General features: G+C 30.0%; 18 protein-coding genes. 7 read left to right on the top strand and 11 right to left on the bottom strand.

Features of this window, described 5'->3' with window-relative positions; genetic code table 11:
* Positions 1–128 precede the first annotated feature (128 nt).
* Positions 129–1,097, bottom strand: a complete 969-nt coding sequence (locus tag Q0997_RS11975) for a hypothetical protein (RefSeq protein ID WP_299889168.1) — start codon at positions 1,095–1,097, stop codon at positions 129–131.
* Between the two features lie 116 nt (positions 1,098–1,213).
* Here Q0997_RS11975 and Q0997_RS11970 point away from each other — a divergent pair, with 116 nt between their 5' ends.
* Both Q0997_RS11970 and Q0997_RS11965 read left to right on the top strand, forming a co-directional pair.
* On the top strand, positions 1,214–1,921 hold the full coding sequence (locus Q0997_RS11970) for a hypothetical protein (protein WP_299889166.1): 708 nt from the start codon (positions 1,214–1,216) through the stop codon (positions 1,919–1,921).
* Positions 1,922–1,938: 17 nt separating this feature from the next.
* A complete protein-coding gene (locus Q0997_RS11965; protein ID WP_299889164.1) occupies positions 1,939–2,571 on the top strand; it encodes a hypothetical protein in 633 nt (210 codons plus the stop codon).
* Between the two features lie 60 nt (positions 2,572–2,631).
* On the opposite strand, the gene Q0997_RS11960 is transcribed toward Q0997_RS11965, so the two are convergent.
* The 5 genes from Q0997_RS11960 to Q0997_RS11940 all read right to left on the bottom strand — a co-directional run bounded on the left by Q0997_RS11960 (position 2,632) and on the right by Q0997_RS11940 (position 10,278).
* Complete coding sequence (locus Q0997_RS11960) at positions 2,632–4,881, bottom strand: polyribonucleotide nucleotidyltransferase (protein WP_299889162.1); 2,250 nt, start codon at positions 4,879–4,881, stop codon at positions 2,632–2,634.
* A 169-nt stretch (positions 4,882–5,050) separates the two neighbouring features.
* A complete protein-coding gene (gene rpsO, locus Q0997_RS11955; RefSeq protein ID WP_299889160.1) occupies positions 5,051–5,320 on the bottom strand; it encodes a 30S ribosomal protein S15 in 270 nt (89 codons plus the stop codon).
* A 163-nt stretch (positions 5,321–5,483) separates the two neighbouring features.
* Positions 5,484–6,341 (bottom strand): acetyl-CoA carboxylase, carboxyltransferase subunit beta, encoded by an 858-nt coding sequence (accD, locus tag Q0997_RS11950; RefSeq protein WP_299889158.1) that lies wholly within the window; start codon positions 6,339–6,341, stop codon positions 5,484–5,486.
* A gap of 217 nt (positions 6,342–6,558) precedes the next feature.
* The gene (gene fbaA, locus Q0997_RS11945; RefSeq protein WP_299889156.1) at positions 6,559–7,626 is read right to left on the bottom strand and encodes a class II fructose-bisphosphate aldolase; all 1,068 of its coding nucleotides are present in this window, start codon (positions 7,624–7,626) and stop codon (positions 6,559–6,561) included.
* A gap of 117 nt (positions 7,627–7,743) precedes the next feature.
* Positions 7,744–10,278 carry a BamA/TamA family outer membrane protein gene (locus tag Q0997_RS11940; protein ID WP_299889154.1) on the bottom strand — a complete coding sequence of 845 codons (2,535 nt, stop codon included), beginning with the start codon at positions 10,276–10,278 and terminating at the stop codon, positions 7,744–7,746.
* A 92-nt stretch (positions 10,279–10,370) separates the two neighbouring features.
* Between Q0997_RS11940 and Q0997_RS11935 the strand changes: the two genes are divergently transcribed.
* Positions 10,371–11,090 carry an RNA methyltransferase gene (locus Q0997_RS11935; protein ID WP_299889152.1) on the top strand — a complete coding sequence of 240 codons (720 nt, stop codon included), beginning with the start codon at positions 10,371–10,373 and terminating at the stop codon, positions 11,088–11,090.
* Positions 11,091–11,102: 12 nt separating this feature from the next.
* Here Q0997_RS11935 and Q0997_RS11930 read toward each other — a convergent pair whose 3' ends face one another.
* Together Q0997_RS11930 and ubiE are read right to left on the bottom strand one after the other, a co-directional pair.
* Positions 11,103–11,822: a porin family protein gene (locus tag Q0997_RS11930; RefSeq protein WP_299889150.1), complete on the bottom strand. Its 720-nt coding sequence runs from the start codon at positions 11,820–11,822 to the stop codon at positions 11,103–11,105.
* Position 11,823: 1 nt separating this feature from the next.
* The gene (gene ubiE, locus Q0997_RS11925) at positions 11,824–12,555 is read right to left on the bottom strand and encodes a bifunctional demethylmenaquinone methyltransferase/2-methoxy-6-polyprenyl-1,4-benzoquinol methylase UbiE (protein WP_299889172.1); all 732 of its coding nucleotides are present in this window, start codon (positions 12,553–12,555) and stop codon (positions 11,824–11,826) included.
* 127 nt (positions 12,556–12,682) lie between these two features.
* Between ubiE and trkA the strand changes: the two genes are divergently transcribed.
* The 3 genes from trkA (at position 12,683) to Q0997_RS11910 (ending at position 15,941) form a co-directional block, all read left to right on the top strand.
* A complete protein-coding gene (trkA, locus tag Q0997_RS11920; protein WP_299889148.1) occupies positions 12,683–14,032 on the top strand; it encodes a Trk system potassium transporter TrkA in 1,350 nt (449 codons plus the stop codon).
* A gap of 9 nt (positions 14,033–14,041) precedes the next feature.
* Positions 14,042–15,547, top strand: a complete 1,506-nt coding sequence (locus tag Q0997_RS11915; RefSeq protein WP_299889146.1) for a TrkH family potassium uptake protein — start codon at positions 14,042–14,044, stop codon at positions 15,545–15,547.
* Positions 15,548–15,698: 151 nt separating this feature from the next.
* Positions 15,699–15,941 (top strand): hypothetical protein, encoded by a 243-nt coding sequence (locus Q0997_RS11910; RefSeq protein WP_299889144.1) that lies wholly within the window; start codon positions 15,699–15,701, stop codon positions 15,939–15,941.
* Between the two features lie 66 nt (positions 15,942–16,007).
* Here Q0997_RS11910 and Q0997_RS11905 read toward each other — a convergent pair whose 3' ends face one another.
* From Q0997_RS11905 to Q0997_RS11895, 3 genes are all read right to left on the bottom strand, one after another.
* Positions 16,008–17,015 carry a T9SS type A sorting domain-containing protein gene (locus Q0997_RS11905; protein WP_299889142.1) on the bottom strand — a complete coding sequence of 336 codons (1,008 nt, stop codon included), beginning with the start codon at positions 17,013–17,015 and terminating at the stop codon, positions 16,008–16,010.
* Positions 17,016–17,163: 148 nt separating this feature from the next.
* Positions 17,164–17,571 carry a hypothetical protein gene (locus Q0997_RS11900; RefSeq protein WP_299889140.1) on the bottom strand — a complete coding sequence of 136 codons (408 nt, stop codon included), beginning with the start codon at positions 17,569–17,571 and terminating at the stop codon, positions 17,164–17,166.
* 136 nt (positions 17,572–17,707) lie between these two features.
* The gene (locus tag Q0997_RS11895; RefSeq protein WP_299889139.1) at positions 17,708–18,421 is read right to left on the bottom strand and encodes a LytTR family DNA-binding domain-containing protein; all 714 of its coding nucleotides are present in this window, start codon (positions 18,419–18,421) and stop codon (positions 17,708–17,710) included.
* Between the two features lie 290 nt (positions 18,422–18,711).
* Between Q0997_RS11895 and Q0997_RS11890 the strand changes: the two genes are divergently transcribed.
* Positions 18,712–18,966, top strand: a complete 255-nt coding sequence (locus Q0997_RS11890; protein WP_299889137.1) for a hypothetical protein — start codon at positions 18,712–18,714, stop codon at positions 18,964–18,966.
* Positions 18,967–19,208 lie beyond the last annotated feature (242 nt).

The following is a 19,208-nucleotide window of genomic DNA, read 5'->3' as shown; positions in this document are numbered from 1 at the left end:
AGTTCGTTTAACTCTTTTGTTCTCTTTACTTTTCATTAATAAGTCGATTTTTTGTCAACTTATTTCAGGACGGGACATTAATATAAAAAAAGCCCATCAAATATTGATGGGCTTTTTTTGATTAATATTTATTCAAAATCTAAAACTTGAGTCGCTTCAATTAGATTGCTAAGGGCGTTAATTTTTGTATAGATTTTATTAAAAAATGTATTGCGTTCTTTTTCGCCAGCAGTATTTAATAATTTAGAGTTTTGTAATTGTTTGTTTAAAAAAACTTTAGCTTCATTACAAGTATGTTTGTCTCCAGTTTTATAATAGGAGAGTAGTGTAAATGGTACGTATAATAATTGAGATTCTGGTGTGTTAACCAAGACATTATTATTCATTAAGTGTAACTCGTTATAATAGAGTTTATATTCAATTTCTTTTGTGATTACCTTATCAGAGATCTTTTCTATAAGCTGTTTTAATAATTCGCATAAATGCAATGCTGTTTTACTTTCAACATGTCCAGCTTGGAAATAGTAATTAATTTGTTTTAAAGTGCTATTAATAGATGTTATATCCCATATTTCAATAGTATTTAAGTTGTAGTACAAACTGCCTAATTTTTTCCCGGCTTCAATTAAATTGGTATTGGGTGCAAAACTTTCAAAACTTTTAGTGGCTAACTCGGGGTTTAATAATTTTAACCAAACGTAGTATTTAAATTGACTTAAAGTGTCTCCATTCAAGTTATAAAATAAAGGAATGTCCTTTGCAGAATATAATATTTCACAATCCTTTTTCTTTAATAAAGGATATAGAGAGTTATAAGAGTCTTCAAAATATAACTGTAATTCTGCTTCAGTTTCTATGTGCTTTGTTTTTTCAATAGTAACGAACTCTGTATTTGTGGTTTCAAATAAACGGTCTAAAGATAAATTGTAGTATTTGGCTAAAACAATGGTTTCTTCAATTGAAAACTTACTTTTTAAACTTACGCGTCTGTGAGCAGCATCGTAACTTATGTCTAAAGCAGTTGCAACTGCTTCTATTATTGAAGCGTTTTCTGATAATTCTTGTTTTAAATTTTCGAGAAATGTAGTTTGATACATCTTCAAATGTATTTATAATTTGCGATTATCGCAAAAATTAATTTTCCATTTCGTGTATTTTAATAATATAGATGCATTTATAGCAATAATATTGTATTGAATTTAAAACTAAACTTATGAAAAATTACATTTTAATTGTATTTGTTTTTTTGTTTTCCTGTCATCTCATTGCTCAAGAAGAAATTAAAGAAAAAAGAAAATTTCGTTTTCCAATATGGAGCTACCATGATACTAGTTCTGATATTTTAGGAGTATCTGTTGGGTTAATTCCAGAAACTATTTCAAATTCAAAAAAAACCTCAAGAACTTTTGGTTTAAGGGTTGAAGCAGATCCAACATCAGCTTTATTCTTCTTATTTGGTGGTGGTGATAACTTAGCAAATAATATAGAACAATACGGTAAAGTCATGAATACAGAGATTAATCAAAAAGTTTATGGATTAAATATCTCAAGTGGTAATATTAATGGTGTTGATTTATATGGGGTTTCTATAAATACACTTATGCAATTTTCTAGAAAAAGTAATGGTATTTCAATTGCTGGTTTTTTAAATCAAACAGAAAGAGCAAATGGTATACTTGTAGCAGGTGGCGGAAATCAATCATTTATTTCAAATGGATTGATAGTTTCATTTTTCAACAATGAAACTCAAGTTTTAAAAGGCATACAAATGGCTGCCCAAAATCATGTATTAGCTGGTGGCTATGGTATTCAAATAGGGTTATGGAATCAAGCTAAAAATTTTAGAGGAGTTCAATTAGGACTTTGGAATAAAAATGATAAGCGTTCATTGCCATTGATTAATTGGCAATTTAAAGGTTAATCATATAAATAACTATAATGAAAACAATAACTATTATACTATTTATTTTTTTTACTTCAATTGTATTATCTCAAAATGATAGTATAGCTTTAAAGAATATTAATAATGATTCACGTATAGACTATATATTTAGTGTAGATATTAACTCATTTATTCCTTCAGGTAATCTAAAAGAATCGTTAGATGAGAGTTTAGGAATAGGGTTTTATTTTGGTGTTCCATTAAATCAAAAAATTAGAATTGATTTGGGGGTTTCTTTATTCTTTCCCAAAACTAAACAAAATATAATCTATATCGATAATGATCAAATATTAGAAGGAGGTGCTTCTACAAGTGGTACTTTAGGTGCATGGATAACACATATGACTCCAATAGGAGCAAGTTTGAGTTGGGAAAAAAGATTTGGAATAGGAGTTGGTTTTTTTCAAACAGATATAGAGACTGGGAAGCCAAAAGAAGAAAACGATAGTGTTTATGGTGTGGAGACTATTTCTTTTAGTATTGGTACTGGAATTAGGGCAAAAGTTTTTAGACGTAATATTGGTATAAAAGTAGACTATTTTTTTACTCCTTATAACCTATTCAAAGAAAGATTACCATCTAATTTTGGTAATAGTTACTTTACATTAGGATTAACATTTGGGATATAAAAAAACCAGTCAGGTTTTAAACTTGACTGGTTTGAATTTTATTTAAAAAAGTAAGAATTATTAATCTTCTTTCTTATTTTCTCTAGGTTTACGATCATCACGACGGTTATCACGTCCACGATTATCTCTACCTCTATTATCACGTCCACCACCTTTATTCTCTCTAGGTGGCCTTGCTACATAACCTTCTGGTTTTGGTAAAATAGCTTTACGAGATACTTTCTCTTTACGAGTTCTAGAATCTACACCAAAGTATTTTACATCAAAAACATCTCCCATGTTTACAACATCAGATACATTTTCAGTACGTTCCCAAGCTAATTCACTAACATGTAATAAAACCTCGTTTCCAGGAGCATCCATATATTCTACAACAGCACCAAAATCAAGCATCTTGATTACTTTTACTTCGTATACGCTGCCAACTTGAGGCTTAAATAATAAAGAATCTATTTTAGCTTGAACAGCATCAATACCTTCAGAACCAACACCTAAAATTTCTACAACGCCTTCTTCTGTTACAGGATCTTCGTTAATAACTATAGTAGTTCCTGTTTCTTTTTGTAATTCTTGAATTACTTTTCCTCCAGGACCAATTAAGGCTCCAATAAATTCGTTAGGAATACGTCTAGTAATCATTTTAGGAGAATGTGGCTTAACATCTGCAGCAGGAGCAGCAATAGTGTCTGTTAATTTTCCTAATATATGTAAACGACCGTCACGAGCTTGTTTTAGTGCATTTACTAAAATCTCGTAGCTTAATCCTTTTACTTTAATATCCATTTGGCAAGCTGTAATACCAGCGTCTGTACCTGTTACCTTAAAGTCCATATCACCCAAGTGATCTTCATCACCTAAAATATCAGATAATACAGCATATTTTCCAGAGTCAGCATCAGAAATTAATCCCATTGCAATACCAGAAACAGGTCTTGTCATTTGAACACCAGCATCCATTAATGCCATTGTACCTGCACAAACAGTTGCCATAGAAGATGAACCGTTAGATTCTAATACTTCAGAAACAACTCTTACTGTGTAAGGACAGTCTTCAGGAATCATTCCTTTTAAACCACGTTGCGCTAAGTTTCCATGACCAACTTCTCTTCTAGAAGTTCCTCTTAATGGTCTAGCTTCACCTGTACAAAAAGGAGGGAAGTTATAATGTAAATAGAAACGTTCTTCACCTTCATAAGAAGGCATATCTATTTGATTGGCATCTCTTGATGTACCTAAAGTTACTGTCGCTAATGCTTGAGTTTCACCACGTGTAAATACAGAAGAACCATGTGTAGAAGGTAAATAATCTACCTCACACCAAATTGGTCTAATTTCATCTGTCTTACGGCCATCTAAACGTAAACCTTCATCTAAGGTTAAGTTTCTAATAGCAGCTTTTTCAGCTTTACTATAATATTTAGAAACTAAATCGCCAAAGTCTTCTAATTCTTCTTCAGAAAAAGTTGTTTTTATTTCTTCTTTAATTTCAGAAAAAGCCATGCCGCGTTCTTTCTTAGAAGAACCTGCTTTAGCTATAGCATAAACTTTATCATATGCCATATCATGAATTTTCTGAGCTAAATCTGCATCTTCTCTTTCTGGTTCGTACTCACGTGTTTCTTTTTTACCAAAAGCTTCTGCTAATCTTACTTGAGCAGCACATTGTACTTTAATAGCTTCATGAGCAAATTTAATTGCATCTGCCATTTCTTCTTCAGAAATTTCATCCATTTCACCTTCAACCATCATTACAGAATCGGCTGATGCTCCAATCATCATATCGATATCAGATTCTGCTAATTGTGCTCTGGTTGGGTTGATAACAAATTCACCATTAACACGTGCAACTCTAGCTTCAGAAATTGGACACTCAAATGGAAAATCTGATAATTGAATAGCTGCTGAAGCTGCTAAACCTGCCATTGCATCTGGCATAACATCTTCGTCATGAGACATTAACTGAATCATCACTTGCGTTTCTGCATGATAATCTTTAGGGAATAATGGACGTAAAACACGATCCACTAAACGCATAGTTAATACTTCACCATCACTTGGTCTTGCTTCTCTTTTAAAGAAACCACCAGGGTAACGACCTGCAGCTGCAAATTTTTCGCGATAATCTACCGTTAATGGTAAAAAATCGACATCTGCTTGTTTGTAATTGGAAACCACTGTACATAATAACATACATTTTCCTGACTGAACAACAACAGAACCATGTGCCTGCTTTGCTAACTTTCCGGTTTCGATAGAAATTTCTCTTCCATCACCAAGGTCAATGACCTCTCTAAAAACTTTTGGAATCATAAATAAGTTTTAATTCTAATTAAACATTGGTAGTTGTGTTGTGTAGTAGTAGTTGTGACCAATGAAAAACTGTAATTAGCTTCTTCAATTTTTGGAGTTTAAACTCTTCCAAAAACGAGTTAATATATAACAAAAAACCACGCTGTTAGGCGTGGTCTTTATATTGAGATTATTTTCTTAATCCTAATTCTTTTACTATCGCACGATATCTTAAGATATCTTTCTTAGTTAAGTAATCTAGTAAGCTTCTTCTTTTACCTACTAATTTTACTAATGAACGCTCAGTATTATAATCTTTGCGGTTATTTTTTAAGTGTTCTGTTAAGTGGTTAATTCTTTCTGTAAATAATGCAATTTGTCCTTCTGCAGAACCTGTGTCTTTTGCATCTTTACCATGCTTTTTAAAGAGTTTCTCTTTAGCTTCTTTTGTTAAATACATTCTAATATTATTGTAAATGATTGTTATGTACACGAAAGCCTTTCTTTCGAGCGGCAAATATACGTTTTTTTGTTTAATAGCAAGTAGCTTTATAGAAAATAAAAACAGTTCTAATATAATTATATTTAGAACTGTTTAATTTGTTGGTTTTGTATGTTTTATGTTACGCTCTCAATGGTTGATTCATTATTAAATCTATATATTGGTTTACCTTATCTTTAAGGTTTTTACGTAATGTAATAAAATCAAGGAAGCCGTGCTCTAATAAGAACTCAGACGTTTGAAAACCTTCAGGTAATTCTTTACCAGTAGTATCTCTAACAATTCTTGGTCCAGCAAACCCAATTAAAGCACCAGGTTCTGCAATATTGATATCTCCTAACATTGCAAAAGAAGCTGTTGTTCCTCCTGTAGTTGGGTCTGTACATAATGAAATGTATGGTAACTGAGCTTCTGCTAATTGTGCTAATTTTGATGAGGTTTTAGCTAATTGCATTAAAGATAATGCCGCTTCCATCATACGAGCACCACCAGATTTAGAAATAATCATAAAAGGTAATTTGTTTTTAAGAGCATAATCTGCTGCGCGAGCAATTTTTTCTCCTACAACACTACCCATAGAACCACCAATAAATGCAAAATCCATTGCTGCAACTACTAAATCTTTACCTTTAGATTTTCCTACTGCACATCTTACAGCATCTGTTAATTTAGTTTTTTCTTGAGCTGCTTTTAAACGTTCTGGATATTTTTTAGTGTCTTCAAATTTAAGAGGATCTTTAGAAGATAAATCTTTGTCTAACTCTTTAAACTTGTTGTCGTCAAATAATATTTCGAAGTATTCTTTACTTCCTATTCTTACATGATATCCATCTTCTGGACTTACATAAAAGTTTTTTGCTAATTCTTCAGAATCTACAACTTTACCAGTAGGAGATTTATACCACAATCCTTTAGGGATGTCTTTTTTCTCTTCCGTAGAAGTTTGAATACCTTTTTCTTTTCTTTTAAACCAAGCCATATTGATTTACTATTTTGAGATTATAATTTTAGATAAAATCTAAAATTAATACTATTAGTTAGTTTTTATTTGCATTTTCAAATGCGTACAAAATTACTGTTTTTATTATTCAAACTCAAAATTTGTTATAGCTATATCTTTAGTTTGACCTTTTTTCAAATAAAATCCCGTTACAACTTAGTTATAACGGGATTAGTAATTTGTTTTTTTATACTATTTATAATGTATTGACATTATTTAAGTCTTCAAAAGCTTTTTTAAGGCGATCTACAAATGTTTGTTCTCCTTTGCGTAACCAAACACGTGGGTCATAATGTTTTTTATTTGGAGATTCAGGACCATCTGGTGAACCTATTTGAGATTGTAAATATTCTGTTTTTTCAGCCATATAATCTCGTACACCAGACATGAAAGCGTATTGCATATCTGTATCAATATTCATTTTGATAACACCATAACCAATTGCTTCTCTAATTTCTTCAACAGTAGAACCAGATCCACCATGAAAAACAAAATCTATATGATTATGAGGTACATTATATTTTTCTGAAATATGCTCTTGAGAGTTTTTTAAGATTTTTGGAGTTAGTTTTACATTTCCAGGCTTATATACACCATGTACATTACCAAATGCTGCTGCAATTGTAAATTGGTCACTCACTTTACTTAACTCTTCATAAGCATATGCAACTTCTTCAGGTTGAGTATATAATTTAGATTCATCCACATCACTATTATCGACACCATCTTCTTCTCCACCAGTAATACCTAATTCGATTTCTAATGTCATACCCATTTTACTCATGCGTTCAAGGTATGTTTTGCAAATTTCAATATTTTCTTCAAGAGGTTCTTCACTTAAATCAATCATGTGAGAACTGTATAGAGATTTTCCAGTTTCTGCAAAATGTTTTTCAGATGCCTCTAATAAACCATCAATCCATGGCAATAATTTTTTTGCACAATGATCTGTATGTAAAATTACTGGAACACCATAAGCTTCTGCCATTAAGTGCACATGTTTTGCACCAGCAATACTACCGGCAATAGCTGCTTTTTGATCTTCGTTACTTAAGCTTTTTCCAGCATTAAATACGCCACCACCATTTGAAAATTGAATTATTACAGGTGCATTTAAGGCTTTTGCGGTTTCTAAAACGCCATTAATAGAGTTAGAACCTACTACATTTACTGCTGGTAAAGCAAATCCTTTTTCTTTTGCTAATTTAAAAATAGCTTGCACTTCTTTTCCTGTAGCTACTCCTGGTTTTATTTGGTGTGACATGTTGTGTTTTTTTAATTGAAAAATTGAACGTCAAAAGTAATCAAATTTTGAATATTTTATAGTAAAAGGATAGATAAAACACCGCAAACGTTATAGTAAGTGTTTCTATAAATAAGTCTAGAAAGGGTAGTTAATTCCTATATTATAAACAGCATTTTTAAAATTATAATCATTAAACCATCTGTTTTCATCTCTATAAGAAGGATCATAAGTTTTAAAACCTATATCGCCTCTAATAACAAAAAAATTAAAATCGTAACGTAGTCCAAAACCAGACCCAATGGCAATATCTTTTAAAGAAGAAAAGGAATTAAAAATGGCAGCATCTTCTTCTACATCATCAAGTACATTCCATATGTTTCCCGCATCTATAAACAATGCTCCGTTTAAAGCTCCAAAAATATTAAATCTATTTTCTGCACTTAATGCAATTTTTAAGTTGGCTTCATTAAATTCATTAGTAGTTGTTGAGCTACCAGGTCCTAAACTATATACAGACCAAGCACGATTATCGTTAGCTCCACCAGCAAAGAAACTTTTAGAAAATGGAATATTTGTTGAGTTTCCATACGGAATAGCAATACCAAAATAAGAGCGTACAGCTAGAAGGCTTTTATTTCCTAAATCCCAATATTTAATATAATCTAATTCGGTTTTTACATATTGAGAAAAGGCAACATTAAATAACTCATATTTATCATCACTATTTTTTTCTAAGCCTAAAGCATTAGCAGCAGCAGAAAACACATTGCCCGCTAGTTCTAGTCTTAATCTAAATATAGAGAAATCATTGTCAAATAAATTATCCCGTTTGTCTTTTGTATAATTAAAGTTAGAGGCAAGGATTAAGTTGTCTTCGGTAAGTCTTACTTTTCTTTCATTAATAGAATTTACTGTTTGTATGTCTTGAGAAGATAATGAATTGGTAAACACACCAGTAGTAACATCAGAAAGAAACCCATTTGCTTGATTAGGGATTTCTAAATTTTCAGTATTACCAATATATCCAGAGCTTATAGCAATTTCATTAAGTGTATTATAAGAATTGCGATATTCTCTAAAATAATTAGCAGTATTTAAGTTTTTTACAAATTGAATATTGAATAAGTCATAGCGGTTTGTGACTTTCTGATTAGGGAACCATTTGTAATTAAAACTACCAGTAAAAGTTTGTTTGTCTAGACCAACATTAGTTTGGCTTGTCATTGCTAAACTCATTTTTGTACTAGGAAACATAGATTTTGGGATTATTTTCTCTGTATTAAAAGGAAAAAAGAACCGTGGTATTTTTAAATCTAAATTAGCTCCAAATTCATTAATGTCAAAGAACTGATCTCGTTCATTTGCTCCATCTCTAGATGCGCCTATAGAGACAATTCCTCTTAGTTCGAGTGTCTCGGCCCCTTTAAAAACGTTTCTTGCTAATATACCTGGGTTAAATGAAAAACCAACAGATTGAATATTACTTTGCAAAACTTCTCCTCCTAGATTTAAGGTGAATTTTTTTAAAGGCGCAAGATATATATTAGCAGTAAGTGTAGTATCTTCTTTATTTTCTATATAATCAATTTTCGGGTATTTAAATGTGTTTAAATTACTAATTCGACGAGATGTTTGCGGTCTGTTTTTATCTTTAAAAATTGAATTTGGAGTTATAAAAACAGCATCAGAAAGTGTTTTTGGGTTATAACGTAATGCTTCTTTGCTATATATATTAAACCCATTATATGTTGTAGAATCTGTTATAGGATCGTTGCGTTTATCAAAATTACTATTGGTAAAAATGTTAACATCTTTTACTTTATATATTTTAAAAGGTTCATATAAAGTTGTGTCTTCTAAAATAATAGCTCTATCACTAATTTGAACGTCTATTTTTACTTTTTTTGTTTTACCAAGAGTATCTACTTCAAAAAAGACATTGTCTTCAGAAAAATGATAGACTCCTGAGTTTCGCATTTGTTCAGTAATACGATCTTTTTCAGTAACTACATTTACCGTTTTATATTGAGAATTAAGTTTAATAAATGATTTGCTCTCTTTTGTTTTATATAGTGAGTCTACTACAGGAGTTGTAATCTTGGTTGATAAAGAATCAATTATATATGGTTCTCCTGTAGTTACATTATAGCTTACATCTCCTTTTTTATTAGCACTTCTTGTAGTTGTAAAATTTGCTTCAACATCAAACCAGCCATTATTAAAATAATAATTTTCTAGACGTTTTAAAGTTTTTTTAGATAGAGAATCATTAATTACAACTGGTGCTTCACCAGTTCTTTTTATCCATTTATTAAAATCAAGTTTAGATTGAATATATTTATCATGTTGTTTTCTTGATAGAAAACGTCTTTGTCTAGCTGTTTTTTTTTTGTTGTTTTCGATTCTGGCTTTTAAAATAGAATCTAAATTTGGACGAGCTGTATTGTATATGAATAATCTTAAAGGAGTACCTAATAAAGGTATTCTACTATTAGGTCTTTGATGAATAAGGTTTTTAACAACATCACTATCTTCATTTTTATCGTTAACTATAACAGATGCTTTGTTTAATAAATGTTCTCCATCTGGTACACGTTTTACAGAGTTACAAGAAGTTATAAAACCATATATTATAATAATTAATAGTATTTTTGAGAACTGTTGTTTCAAATAGCCAGACATTATAAGGATTAATCTTTTTGGTAATTCTGAAATTGTTGAAAATAAGGATTACATCAAAACCTCAAAAATACATTTTTTAAATGCTATCAAAAAGTCAAATAAAACTAATAACGCGTCTAAAGCAAAAAAAATATAGAATAACCGATGGTTTTTTTGTTGCTGAAGGCATTAAAGTGGTTAATGAGTTGTTACTTTCGACTTTAGAATTACATCATTTATTTACAGTAGAACCTATCAATAGCTATGCCGAAAAACAAACGATTATTTCTGAAGCAGAATTGAAAAAAATTAGTTTTTTAAAAACTCCTAATAAAGTATTGGCTGTATTTAAAATTCCTGAACATAAAACTATTAATACAAATAAATTAATTGTTGCACTAGATGATGTTAGAGATCCAGGGAATTTAGGAACAATTATTAGGTTATGTGATTGGTTTGGTATTCGAGATTTGGTGTGCAGTATTGGTACTGTAGATTGTTATAATCCAAAGGTTATACAGGCTACTATGGGATCAATAACAAGAGTGAATATTAACTATTTAAATTTAAATCAGTTTTTAACTGAAGTAGAAGTGCCTATTTTTGGAGCGTATATGGATGGGGATAATGTATATAAAAGAGACTTGCCAAAACAAGGTGTTCTTATTATGGGTAATGAGGCCAATGGTATTTCTCAAGATATTGAAAAACAAGTGACCCAGCGAATTTCTATACCAAGATTTGGTGATTTGCAAGCTACTGAAAGCCTAAATGTAGCAACAGCTACAGCAATATTGTTGAGTGAGTTTAAAAGAGATTAATGTCTTTAAATATTATCTAAATGTGAAATTAATAAAAACACCACGAGTTTTCATAGATGTAATATTTCCAGTCCATGGACTATTTGGGTCATTGTCTCTAATTAATTCATCATTAATAGCAAAAACACCACGAATAGAAGGCGTAAATTTAAACCAGAATAAATAGAAATCAATACCAAAACCTAAATCGTAAAACAAAGTGTTACTAGTGGTTCTAAATTGGCCATTACTATTATCGTCGGGGTTTTTTTCGTTACTAGATAAATTTATAGAAGTAGCAACACCAAGAGTGATAAATGGCTTAAAATTATTATGACGTTTTGTAGATAGCCTTAATAATAAAGGAAAATAAACATAGGTTGATTTTACCTCACGTAGTAAATCTGAATCGCGTACTTCTTCATTAAAATTGTCAAAAAAACTTTCAGGATATGTTAAATTTCTTGATGCAATTACTAGTCCTGGTTCGAATCTAAAATTAATATAATCATTAACTCTTAAATCACCTACTAAACCAACATTAAAGCCAAATGTTTTTTGGGTTTGTATATCACCTTTGTTATCATTATAGTCAAACTTGTAATCAAAATTATTAACTCCAAAGTAGTATCCCCAACTCAAAGATTGTTTATCCATACTCTCATTATTCTTTACTTTTTCTTTAGTAAATAATTGAGCAGAGCTTGTATACGCTACAAATAAAAAGGTTACTAGGGCAAAAACGTTTTTCATATTATTGTTTTGATGCTGTATAAATGGTCGCCACTCCAAAAGTTTGAGGCAAATCTTTAACATTTATAAACCCAATATTACGTAAAATATTGTTCAAAGCTTCTCCATAAGGAAATTGAGAGGCAGATTCACATAGATATTTATAAGCCGTTTTATCTTTAGAGAATGTTCTGCCTATAAGCGGTAAAATATTTTTTGTATAAAAGTTATAACCTTGTTTATATGGCGTTTTATCAGGCATAGATGTTTCTAAAATAACAAAAGTACCATTAGGTTTTAATACACGAAGTATCTCTTTTAAACCATTTTCGAGTGTCTCAAAATTTCTAACGCCAAAGGCAACCGTAATAGCATCAAAAGTGTTGTTTTCAAAAGGTAGATTTTCGCTATCTCCTAAAATCATTTCAATTTTATGATCAAGACTTTTACGCTTAATTTTTTCTTTACCAATATCAAGCATACCACTACTTATATCTAGTCCTACTATTTTTTCAGCATTAGTTTCAGCTAAATTAATTGCTAAATCACCAGTGCCAGTAGCAATGTCTAATATAGTTTTTGGTTGCGATTGCTTGACAATTTTAACAACTTTTTTACGCCACTTAATATCTATTCCAAAAGAAATAACTCGATTTAATCCATCGTAGTCACCAGAAATGGTATCGAACATTTGTGTTACTTGTTCCTTTTTTCCAAGGTTGCTGTCTTTGTATGGTTTTACTTTTGCCAAAATTATTTTTTTGCGAATTTACGATGAATTCTTCAATTTTAACTAACACCTTTCTACTGAATTATTTATTCTATAAATAAGAAAACGATAAATTAGTTATCTTTGTAGCTTCTTTCATATTATATAATCAATGAAAATTATTATTGCAGGTGCTGGTGAAGTAGGATTTCACTTAGCAAAGTTACTGTCTTACGAATCACAAGAAATAACACTTATAGATACTAATAGAGAGAGTTTATCTTATGCAGACAATCACTTAGATATAAAAGTTTTAAAAGGAGATGCTACATCTATTTCTATTTTAAAAGAAGCTAAGGTAAAGTCAAGTGATTTGGTAATTGCAGTTACAGCATCAGAGACAACTAATATAACAGTGTGCGTGTTAGCAAAGCAATTAGGTTCTAAACGTACCATTGCAAGAATATCTAATACAGAGTTTATTACACATAAAGACGAAGTTGGTTTTACTCGTTTTGGTATCGATGAATTAATTTCTCCAGAGTCATTAGCTGCTTCAGAAATTAAACTGCTATTAAATCAATCTGCTTTTAATGAAAGTTATGAGTTTGAAGATGGTGCATTAACTATGGTAAGTTTAAGTTTGGCTAGAACGGCGGTTTTTGTTGGGAAAACGGTAAAAGAAGCTGCACAACATTTCTCTGAAATACATTTTGTGCCTATAGCGATACAGCGTTTTGGTACTCAATACACAATTATTCCAAGAGGAGATACACAATTTAAAGAAGGAGATACTGTTGTCTTTATAACGTCTACTGGTGGTGGAGAAGAGTTGTGTAAAATGACAGGGAAAACCAATACACCTATTAAAGATGTAATGATTCTTGGGGGAAGTAAAATTGGTTATAAAACTGCTAGAGATTTAACAAAAAAACAATTTAATATTAAACTAATAGAGAATAATAAGGAAATTGCTTATGAAATTGCAGATGAGCTTTCAAAAGTATTAGTTATTAATGGAGATGGAAGAAATGTTGAATTGTTAGAAGAAGAAAATATAAGTGATATGGATGCCTTTATTTCTGTAACAGGAAATTCAGAAACTAACATCATGTCTTGTTTAGTGGCTAAGTCTAAAGGTGTAAGAAAAACTATAGCTTTAGTCGAGAATATGGATTATTTCGAATTGTCTCAATCTATAGGAATAGATACTTTAATTAATAAAAAGCTTTTAGCTGCAAATAATATTTTTAGATACATACGTAAAGGAGAGGTTATTGCAATGACCAAACTGAATAATATGAACGCTGAATTATTAGAATTTAAAGTTAAGAGTGATTCTAAAATTTGTAATAAGCAAATTAAAAATGTTGATTTTCCTCGCTCTGCTATAGTTGGAGGAGTTATTAGAGATGGAGAAGGGCTTATTGCACTTGGTGATTTTACAATTCAAAAAGACGATTATATTGTAGTTTGTTGTTTGCCAACATCAATAAAACGAGTAGAAAAATTATTCTTGTAAATTGACCTAATGGGTAAACGGCTAAAACTTAATTATAAGATTATTTTCCATTTTTTTGGATTGCTATTTTTATTTAATGGCAGTTTTATGCTATTGTCTACTTTAGTAAGCTTAATTTATAAAGACGGTGTTACTTTCGAATTATTTTTATCGGGTTTAGTTACTTTATTGATTGGTGGTTTTGGTATGTTTTTAACCAGAGATCATAAAAAGGAAATGAACAAACGAGAAGGTTATATTGTAGTGGCTTTTGGTTGGATTGTTATGACGCTTTCTGGTTCCTTACCTTATATACTTACTGAATCTATACCAGACTTTACTGATGCATTTTTTGAGACTATGTCTGGTTTTACAACTACTGGAGCATCTATTTTGAATAATATAGAGGTTGTTCCAGAAGGCGTTCTATTCTGGAGAAGCCTAACACATTGGATTGGTGGTATGGGAATTATTGTTTTAGCAGTTGCCATTTTACCTCTTTTAGGAATTGGAGGAATGCAATTATTTGCTGCTGAAGCTCCTGGTCCTAGTGCAGATAAGCTGCATCCTAGAATAACAGATACTGCTAAACGATTATGGCTTATATATTTTGGATATACAGCTGCAGAGACTATTTTACTTAAAGTTGCAGGAATGTCTTTTTTCGATGCTATTAACCACTCAATGAGTACTTTGTCTACAGGAGGTTTTTCAACAAAAAACGCAAGTGTGGCTCACTGGAATGATACGCCTATAATACAATATATTATTATTGCTTTTATGTTTCTTGCTGGAACAAATTTTGTATTGAGTTATTTTGTTTTTAAAGGCAGAATACAAAAAGTTTTTAAAGATGAAGAGTTTAAACTTTATTTTAAGTTTATTGTAATATTTACAGCTATAGCTGCGATTCTTATATATTTTAATGTAGATACAAGCAAATCTTCCATAGAGCACCCAATGGTCTTAGGTTATGGTGAAAGCGCTTTTAGACATTCTTTATTTCAAGTCTTAGCAATTGTTACAACAACAGGTTTTGTAACTGCAGATTATACATTGTGGACTCCTTTTTTAACGGTTTTCTTTTTTGGGCTTATGTTTTTAGGAGGATCTGCAGGAAGTACTTCTGGAGGAATTAAGGTAGTTCGCCACTTAATTACTATTAAAAATGGTTTTTTAGAATTTAAAAGAGCATTACATCCTAATGCCATTTTACCTGTGAGGTATAATAAAAGGTCTGTTTCTGGAGATATTGTATTTAATATTTTAGGTTTCTTTATTCTTTATTTATTAGCATTTATTGTTGGTGCATTAGGTTTTTCTATGATGAAAATAGATTTTACTTCTGCTATTGGATTAGCTGCCTCAAGTTTAGGGAATGTAGGACCCGCTTTAGGAGATTTTGGGCCAGTTAATAATTATAGCGCATTACCCAATATAGGGAAATGGTGGTCGTCATTTTTAATGCTTATAGGTAGGCTAGAATTATTCACAGTATTGATTTTACTAACGCCTTTTTTCTGGAGAAACAGATAATTTTTCTTTTTTTTAAATCTTCATATTGCTTAGGTTTTATAGGTGGTTTGACGGTTTTTAAACTGTTTCACAGTAGTTTATGTTTAAAATTGTTGTAACAAAATGTTTTGCTTGTCGTCATATATATGTAAACCAAAAACAATCAATCATTATGAAATCAACTATTACAACTCCAGACCCAGAACCATTTTCCATTGATCACAATTCGTATTCAGGATTATTAAACTCTAACTATAAAGAAGTAGTTAAGTGTAGCTTTAAAAATAGAAAAAAACCTTCGGTTTTTAATATTAGAAGACGTTTAAAAAGTAATCGCCTTAGTAATTATTGTTCAATAGAAACAACTTTAAAAGTATCAGTATTTTTATTTGCAATTATGATTGCTCTATTCTAAAAAGAATATTTTTTCAAGAATAAATTATATATAATAAAAGCCTCTAAATATTTAGAGGCTTTTTAATTATAGTTTTATTAGTTTTTTTGAAACACTACCAAGTTTCGTGTTAATTTTTATAAAGTATATTCCGGAACTTAAATAAGAAACATCAATTTTACTTTTAGGATTATGAATTGTTTTTATAATAAGGCCACTAGTGTTTATTATAGAGATAGAATTTATAGTATTAGAATTTGTTGTTAATTTAAAATACTCTTTTGATGGATTTGGAAATAATGAAGTAGTTTTATCTAATTCAAAATTATTAATACTTAAATTTTGGTTTTCAAATCTATATATCGTGCCGTTAGGTATAACTCCATTTAAATATATAGATTCTAATGTGTCATCATTTGAATTCACCAAAAAAGGAGCATTAGGATCCCCGTTTAACATTTTTGCAGTTCCTATTAATGTCTCTGTGTTAAAATTATAATTTTCTACTAAGCCTATTCTAGCTCCAGTTTCACCTTCAAAATTTAAATTAGGTTGTGTTATTGAGTTTGGGCCAAAATGAATTTCAATAGTGTTTATGCCTTCAAATAACCATAATTGAAAATTTGTATAGTCTATTGAAATTCCATCGTCATTAATATCTTCATAGAAACCTACGTTTTTCCATTCGATCTTTAAAATACGACTACCTACGGTTCCTTCTAATTTATATGAAATATTAGATAAAGAGCCAGTGTTTGCATTTGGATTATTAAAATCATAACCTCTATCAATAATGTCTACGCCATAAGCTATTAAAATTGGTAATGTGCCTGTAGGTGTTGTTTGAGTAGATAAATCTGCACCATCTCCATCACTAAAAAGAGTTAACTCGGATAGTGTAGAATTAAAATATTGAAAATTGAAACCAATAGGAATTGTTAATTCGGGATCGTCCCATGGCACGTTATTGTTTAATGAAGTAGAATTAGCTAGGTTAGTATATGTCCCTGTTAGTTTACTAAAGTTATAAGATTGTGCTATAGATAATGTAGTAAAAGCACAAAAAAGTATAAAAAGTATTTTTTTTATTATCATAATAATAAGTTTTGTTGAATAATTTAAACCTTTGAATAACTCTAGATTAAATACTACTTATGAGTGTATTAATCCAAAATTCTCTTAAATGTGTAGTATGAAATAAAGTGTTTTAGACAAAGGTTTGGTTAGTATTACTTCTAAAAGTTTAAATACCAGAAAACTCAATTAGGTTTCCGTTAACAGTAAAATCAATTACCAAAACCGTATTGATTACTATTTCATTATCTCCTTCTTCATAATGAAAATTAATAGGTCCAACGCGTTCAAAAGAAAGACCAGTTAAAGAAGGAATATCATTACTAAAAGAAATAGAGTAAACACCATTAGAACCTGAAATTGTTGCCGTTGCTGGGTTGTTTATGATTTCTTCTTCTCCGTCTGCTGTGTAAGATAATGGGCCAGTATAGGTTCTAAGTACTGAACTAGGAAGATTATTTGTAACAGCTTCAAGTACATTATCATCATTTTTAGAACATGATGTTAAACTTAAAAGTAAGCTTAGAATTAAAAAGGACTTTAAAAGAATAGGGGTGATTTTTTTAGATGTTTTCATAATTAAAAAATTTAAAAGTTTGGATTAATTGTTTATCCAAATGTAAATTCTAAAATCAATGAAAATTTTGGTTTGTATACCAGTAACAGATTCTTAGTGACTATTAACAGGTTTTAGAGGACTAATTTAAAAACAACTATATAACCTTTAGTCTTTTATATACATGTTCTTTAAAACTGCGCCCTAGAGGTATTGTGTTGCCTTTAATTTCTATAGATTGCGTGCCTTCGTAAAAAACATCTACCTTTCTCCAATTAATAATGTATGCGCGATGTGTTTGTATAAAGCGTTCGTGAGCTAATAATTGTTGTAGACCAATTATAGAATTTCTAACGGTAAATTTTTTATCATCGTCTGTAACAATTGTGCAATAGTTTTTTGTGTCTGTATAAGCAAATAAAATACTTTCAATAGGTATTTTTATAAGCTTGCTTCTATTTTTAATAAAAATCTCCGTTGGAAGTGTCTCTTTTATTGTATTTGTTTTTTCTATTTTCTTTTTTGTAAGAATTAAAGCGGCCATTAAATCCGTTTTGTTTACGGGCTTTGTTAAATAAGTTATGGGATCTGAATCTGCTGCTTCAGAAATAACTTCTGTGGTAATATCTGATGAGGTATATATTATTTGGGTATTACTAAGTTTTTTAATTTTTTTGGCTAATGATATGCCTTGCTTTTTACCATTTAAATGTATATCCATTAAAACAACATCAGGTTTTAATGCATCTACTTGTTCAATAACTTCAAAAGGGTCTCCAGAATGACCAACGCAACTATGTGCTAGCTCTTTAATAGTTATTAAAATATCATCAAGCTGAATGATTTCATCTTCTACAACATAAATATTCATAAGCTAATTTAGGTGAGTTACAAATTTAAGCCTTTTATAAATTTAAAAATATATACGAAACTTTAATATAAATAGACTTTATATTTTTTAATTAAAATGTAACATTTTAATTAAAAGGAATACATATATATAAAGTAACTTTTCTTTTAAAGCAGGGGTTTTTATACTTCTCTTAAAACATAATAGATAGTAAGAATTTGCAAGTTCTTAAAGGTGTATCTATTTCATTTAAATTATTGTTTAACTAGTAAAGACCTATTTAAGATCTTTAGATTAATACCTTATGGATTATGGGAACACAAGCTATGATAACTGTTATTAGGAATAATAAGAGTATGTTGTCAAAACGTAAAGATAAAAAGCTGGGTTTTATAACTGCTAATACAGAAAAAACAGAGTATAATCTGCCAGAAACTACACCTAAAAAGCTTAGTGAGATTCGTAGAAATATAATTCAAGAAAACAAAATTAGAAGCATAAAACGATTAACAGTTTTAGGTGTTACCGTTGTTATTTTGCTTTCAATTTTTATTTATTTTTTGTGATGCTATTTTAGTATTTTCTAATATAAATAATAGTCATTATACGTAGGATAAAGTACTTGCTCGAAATATAAATTTTAAGACAAGTTATATAAAGTTTTCTATAGAGATATAAGAAATACCGCAGTAAATAATAGTAGAAAAATAAGAGAGAATTATGATGTTTTTGGTTAATTTAATGGGCTCTCTCTATGACAATAATTATTTACGGTAAAAAAAGCCACTAAATTAATTAGTGGCTTTTT

The organism is uncultured Lacinutrix sp., assembly GCF_947500325.1.
Taxonomy (GTDB): domain Bacteria; phylum Bacteroidota; class Bacteroidia; order Flavobacteriales; family Flavobacteriaceae; genus Lacinutrix.
The sequence above is the reverse complement of the archived record's forward strand: the minus strand, read 5'-3'. Positions and strand labels throughout refer to the sequence as shown.

Excerpts from the sequence above, each read along its gene's own strand:
- Q0997_RS11890 (WP_299889137.1), top strand. The coding sequence starts at position 18,712 with ATGGGAACACAAGCTATGATAACTGTTATTAGGAATAATAAGAGTATG.
- Q0997_RS11895 (WP_299889139.1), bottom strand. The coding sequence starts at position 18,421 with ATGAATATTTATGTTGTAGAAGATGAAATCATTCAGCTTGATGATATT.
- Q0997_RS11915 (WP_299889146.1), top strand. The coding sequence starts at position 14,042 with ATGGGTAAACGGCTAAAACTTAATTATAAGATTATTTTCCATTTTTTT.
- Q0997_RS11935 (WP_299889152.1), top strand. The coding sequence starts at position 10,371 with ATGCTATCAAAAAGTCAAATAAAACTAATAACGCGTCTAAAGCAAAAA.
- Q0997_RS11975 (WP_299889168.1), bottom strand. The coding sequence starts at position 1,097 with ATGTATCAAACTACATTTCTCGAAAATTTAAAACAAGAATTATCAGAA.
- rpsO (WP_299889160.1), bottom strand. The coding sequence starts at position 5,320 with ATGTATTTAACAAAAGAAGCTAAAGAGAAACTCTTTAAAAAGCATGGT.
- Q0997_RS11930 (WP_299889150.1), bottom strand. The coding sequence starts at position 11,822 with ATGAAAAACGTTTTTGCCCTAGTAACCTTTTTATTTGTAGCGTATACA.
- accD (WP_299889158.1), bottom strand. The coding sequence starts at position 6,341 with ATGGCTTGGTTTAAAAGAAAAGAAAAAGGTATTCAAACTTCTACGGAA.
- trkA (WP_299889148.1), top strand. The coding sequence starts at position 12,683 with ATGAAAATTATTATTGCAGGTGCTGGTGAAGTAGGATTTCACTTAGCA.
- Q0997_RS11965 (WP_299889164.1), top strand. The coding sequence starts at position 1,939 with ATGAAAACAATAACTATTATACTATTTATTTTTTTTACTTCAATTGTA.
- Q0997_RS11960 (WP_299889162.1), bottom strand. The coding sequence starts at position 4,881 with ATGATTCCAAAAGTTTTTAGAGAGGTCATTGACCTTGGTGATGGAAGA.
- Q0997_RS11910 (WP_299889144.1), top strand. The coding sequence starts at position 15,699 with ATGAAATCAACTATTACAACTCCAGACCCAGAACCATTTTCCATTGAT.
- Q0997_RS11900 (WP_299889140.1), bottom strand. The coding sequence starts at position 17,571 with ATGAAAACATCTAAAAAAATCACCCCTATTCTTTTAAAGTCCTTTTTA.
- Q0997_RS11970 (WP_299889166.1), top strand. The coding sequence starts at position 1,214 with ATGAAAAATTACATTTTAATTGTATTTGTTTTTTTGTTTTCCTGTCAT.
- fbaA (WP_299889156.1), bottom strand. The coding sequence starts at position 7,626 with ATGTCACACCAAATAAAACCAGGAGTAGCTACAGGAAAAGAAGTGCAA.
- Q0997_RS11905 (WP_299889142.1), bottom strand. The coding sequence starts at position 17,015 with ATGATAATAAAAAAAATACTTTTTATACTTTTTTGTGCTTTTACTACA.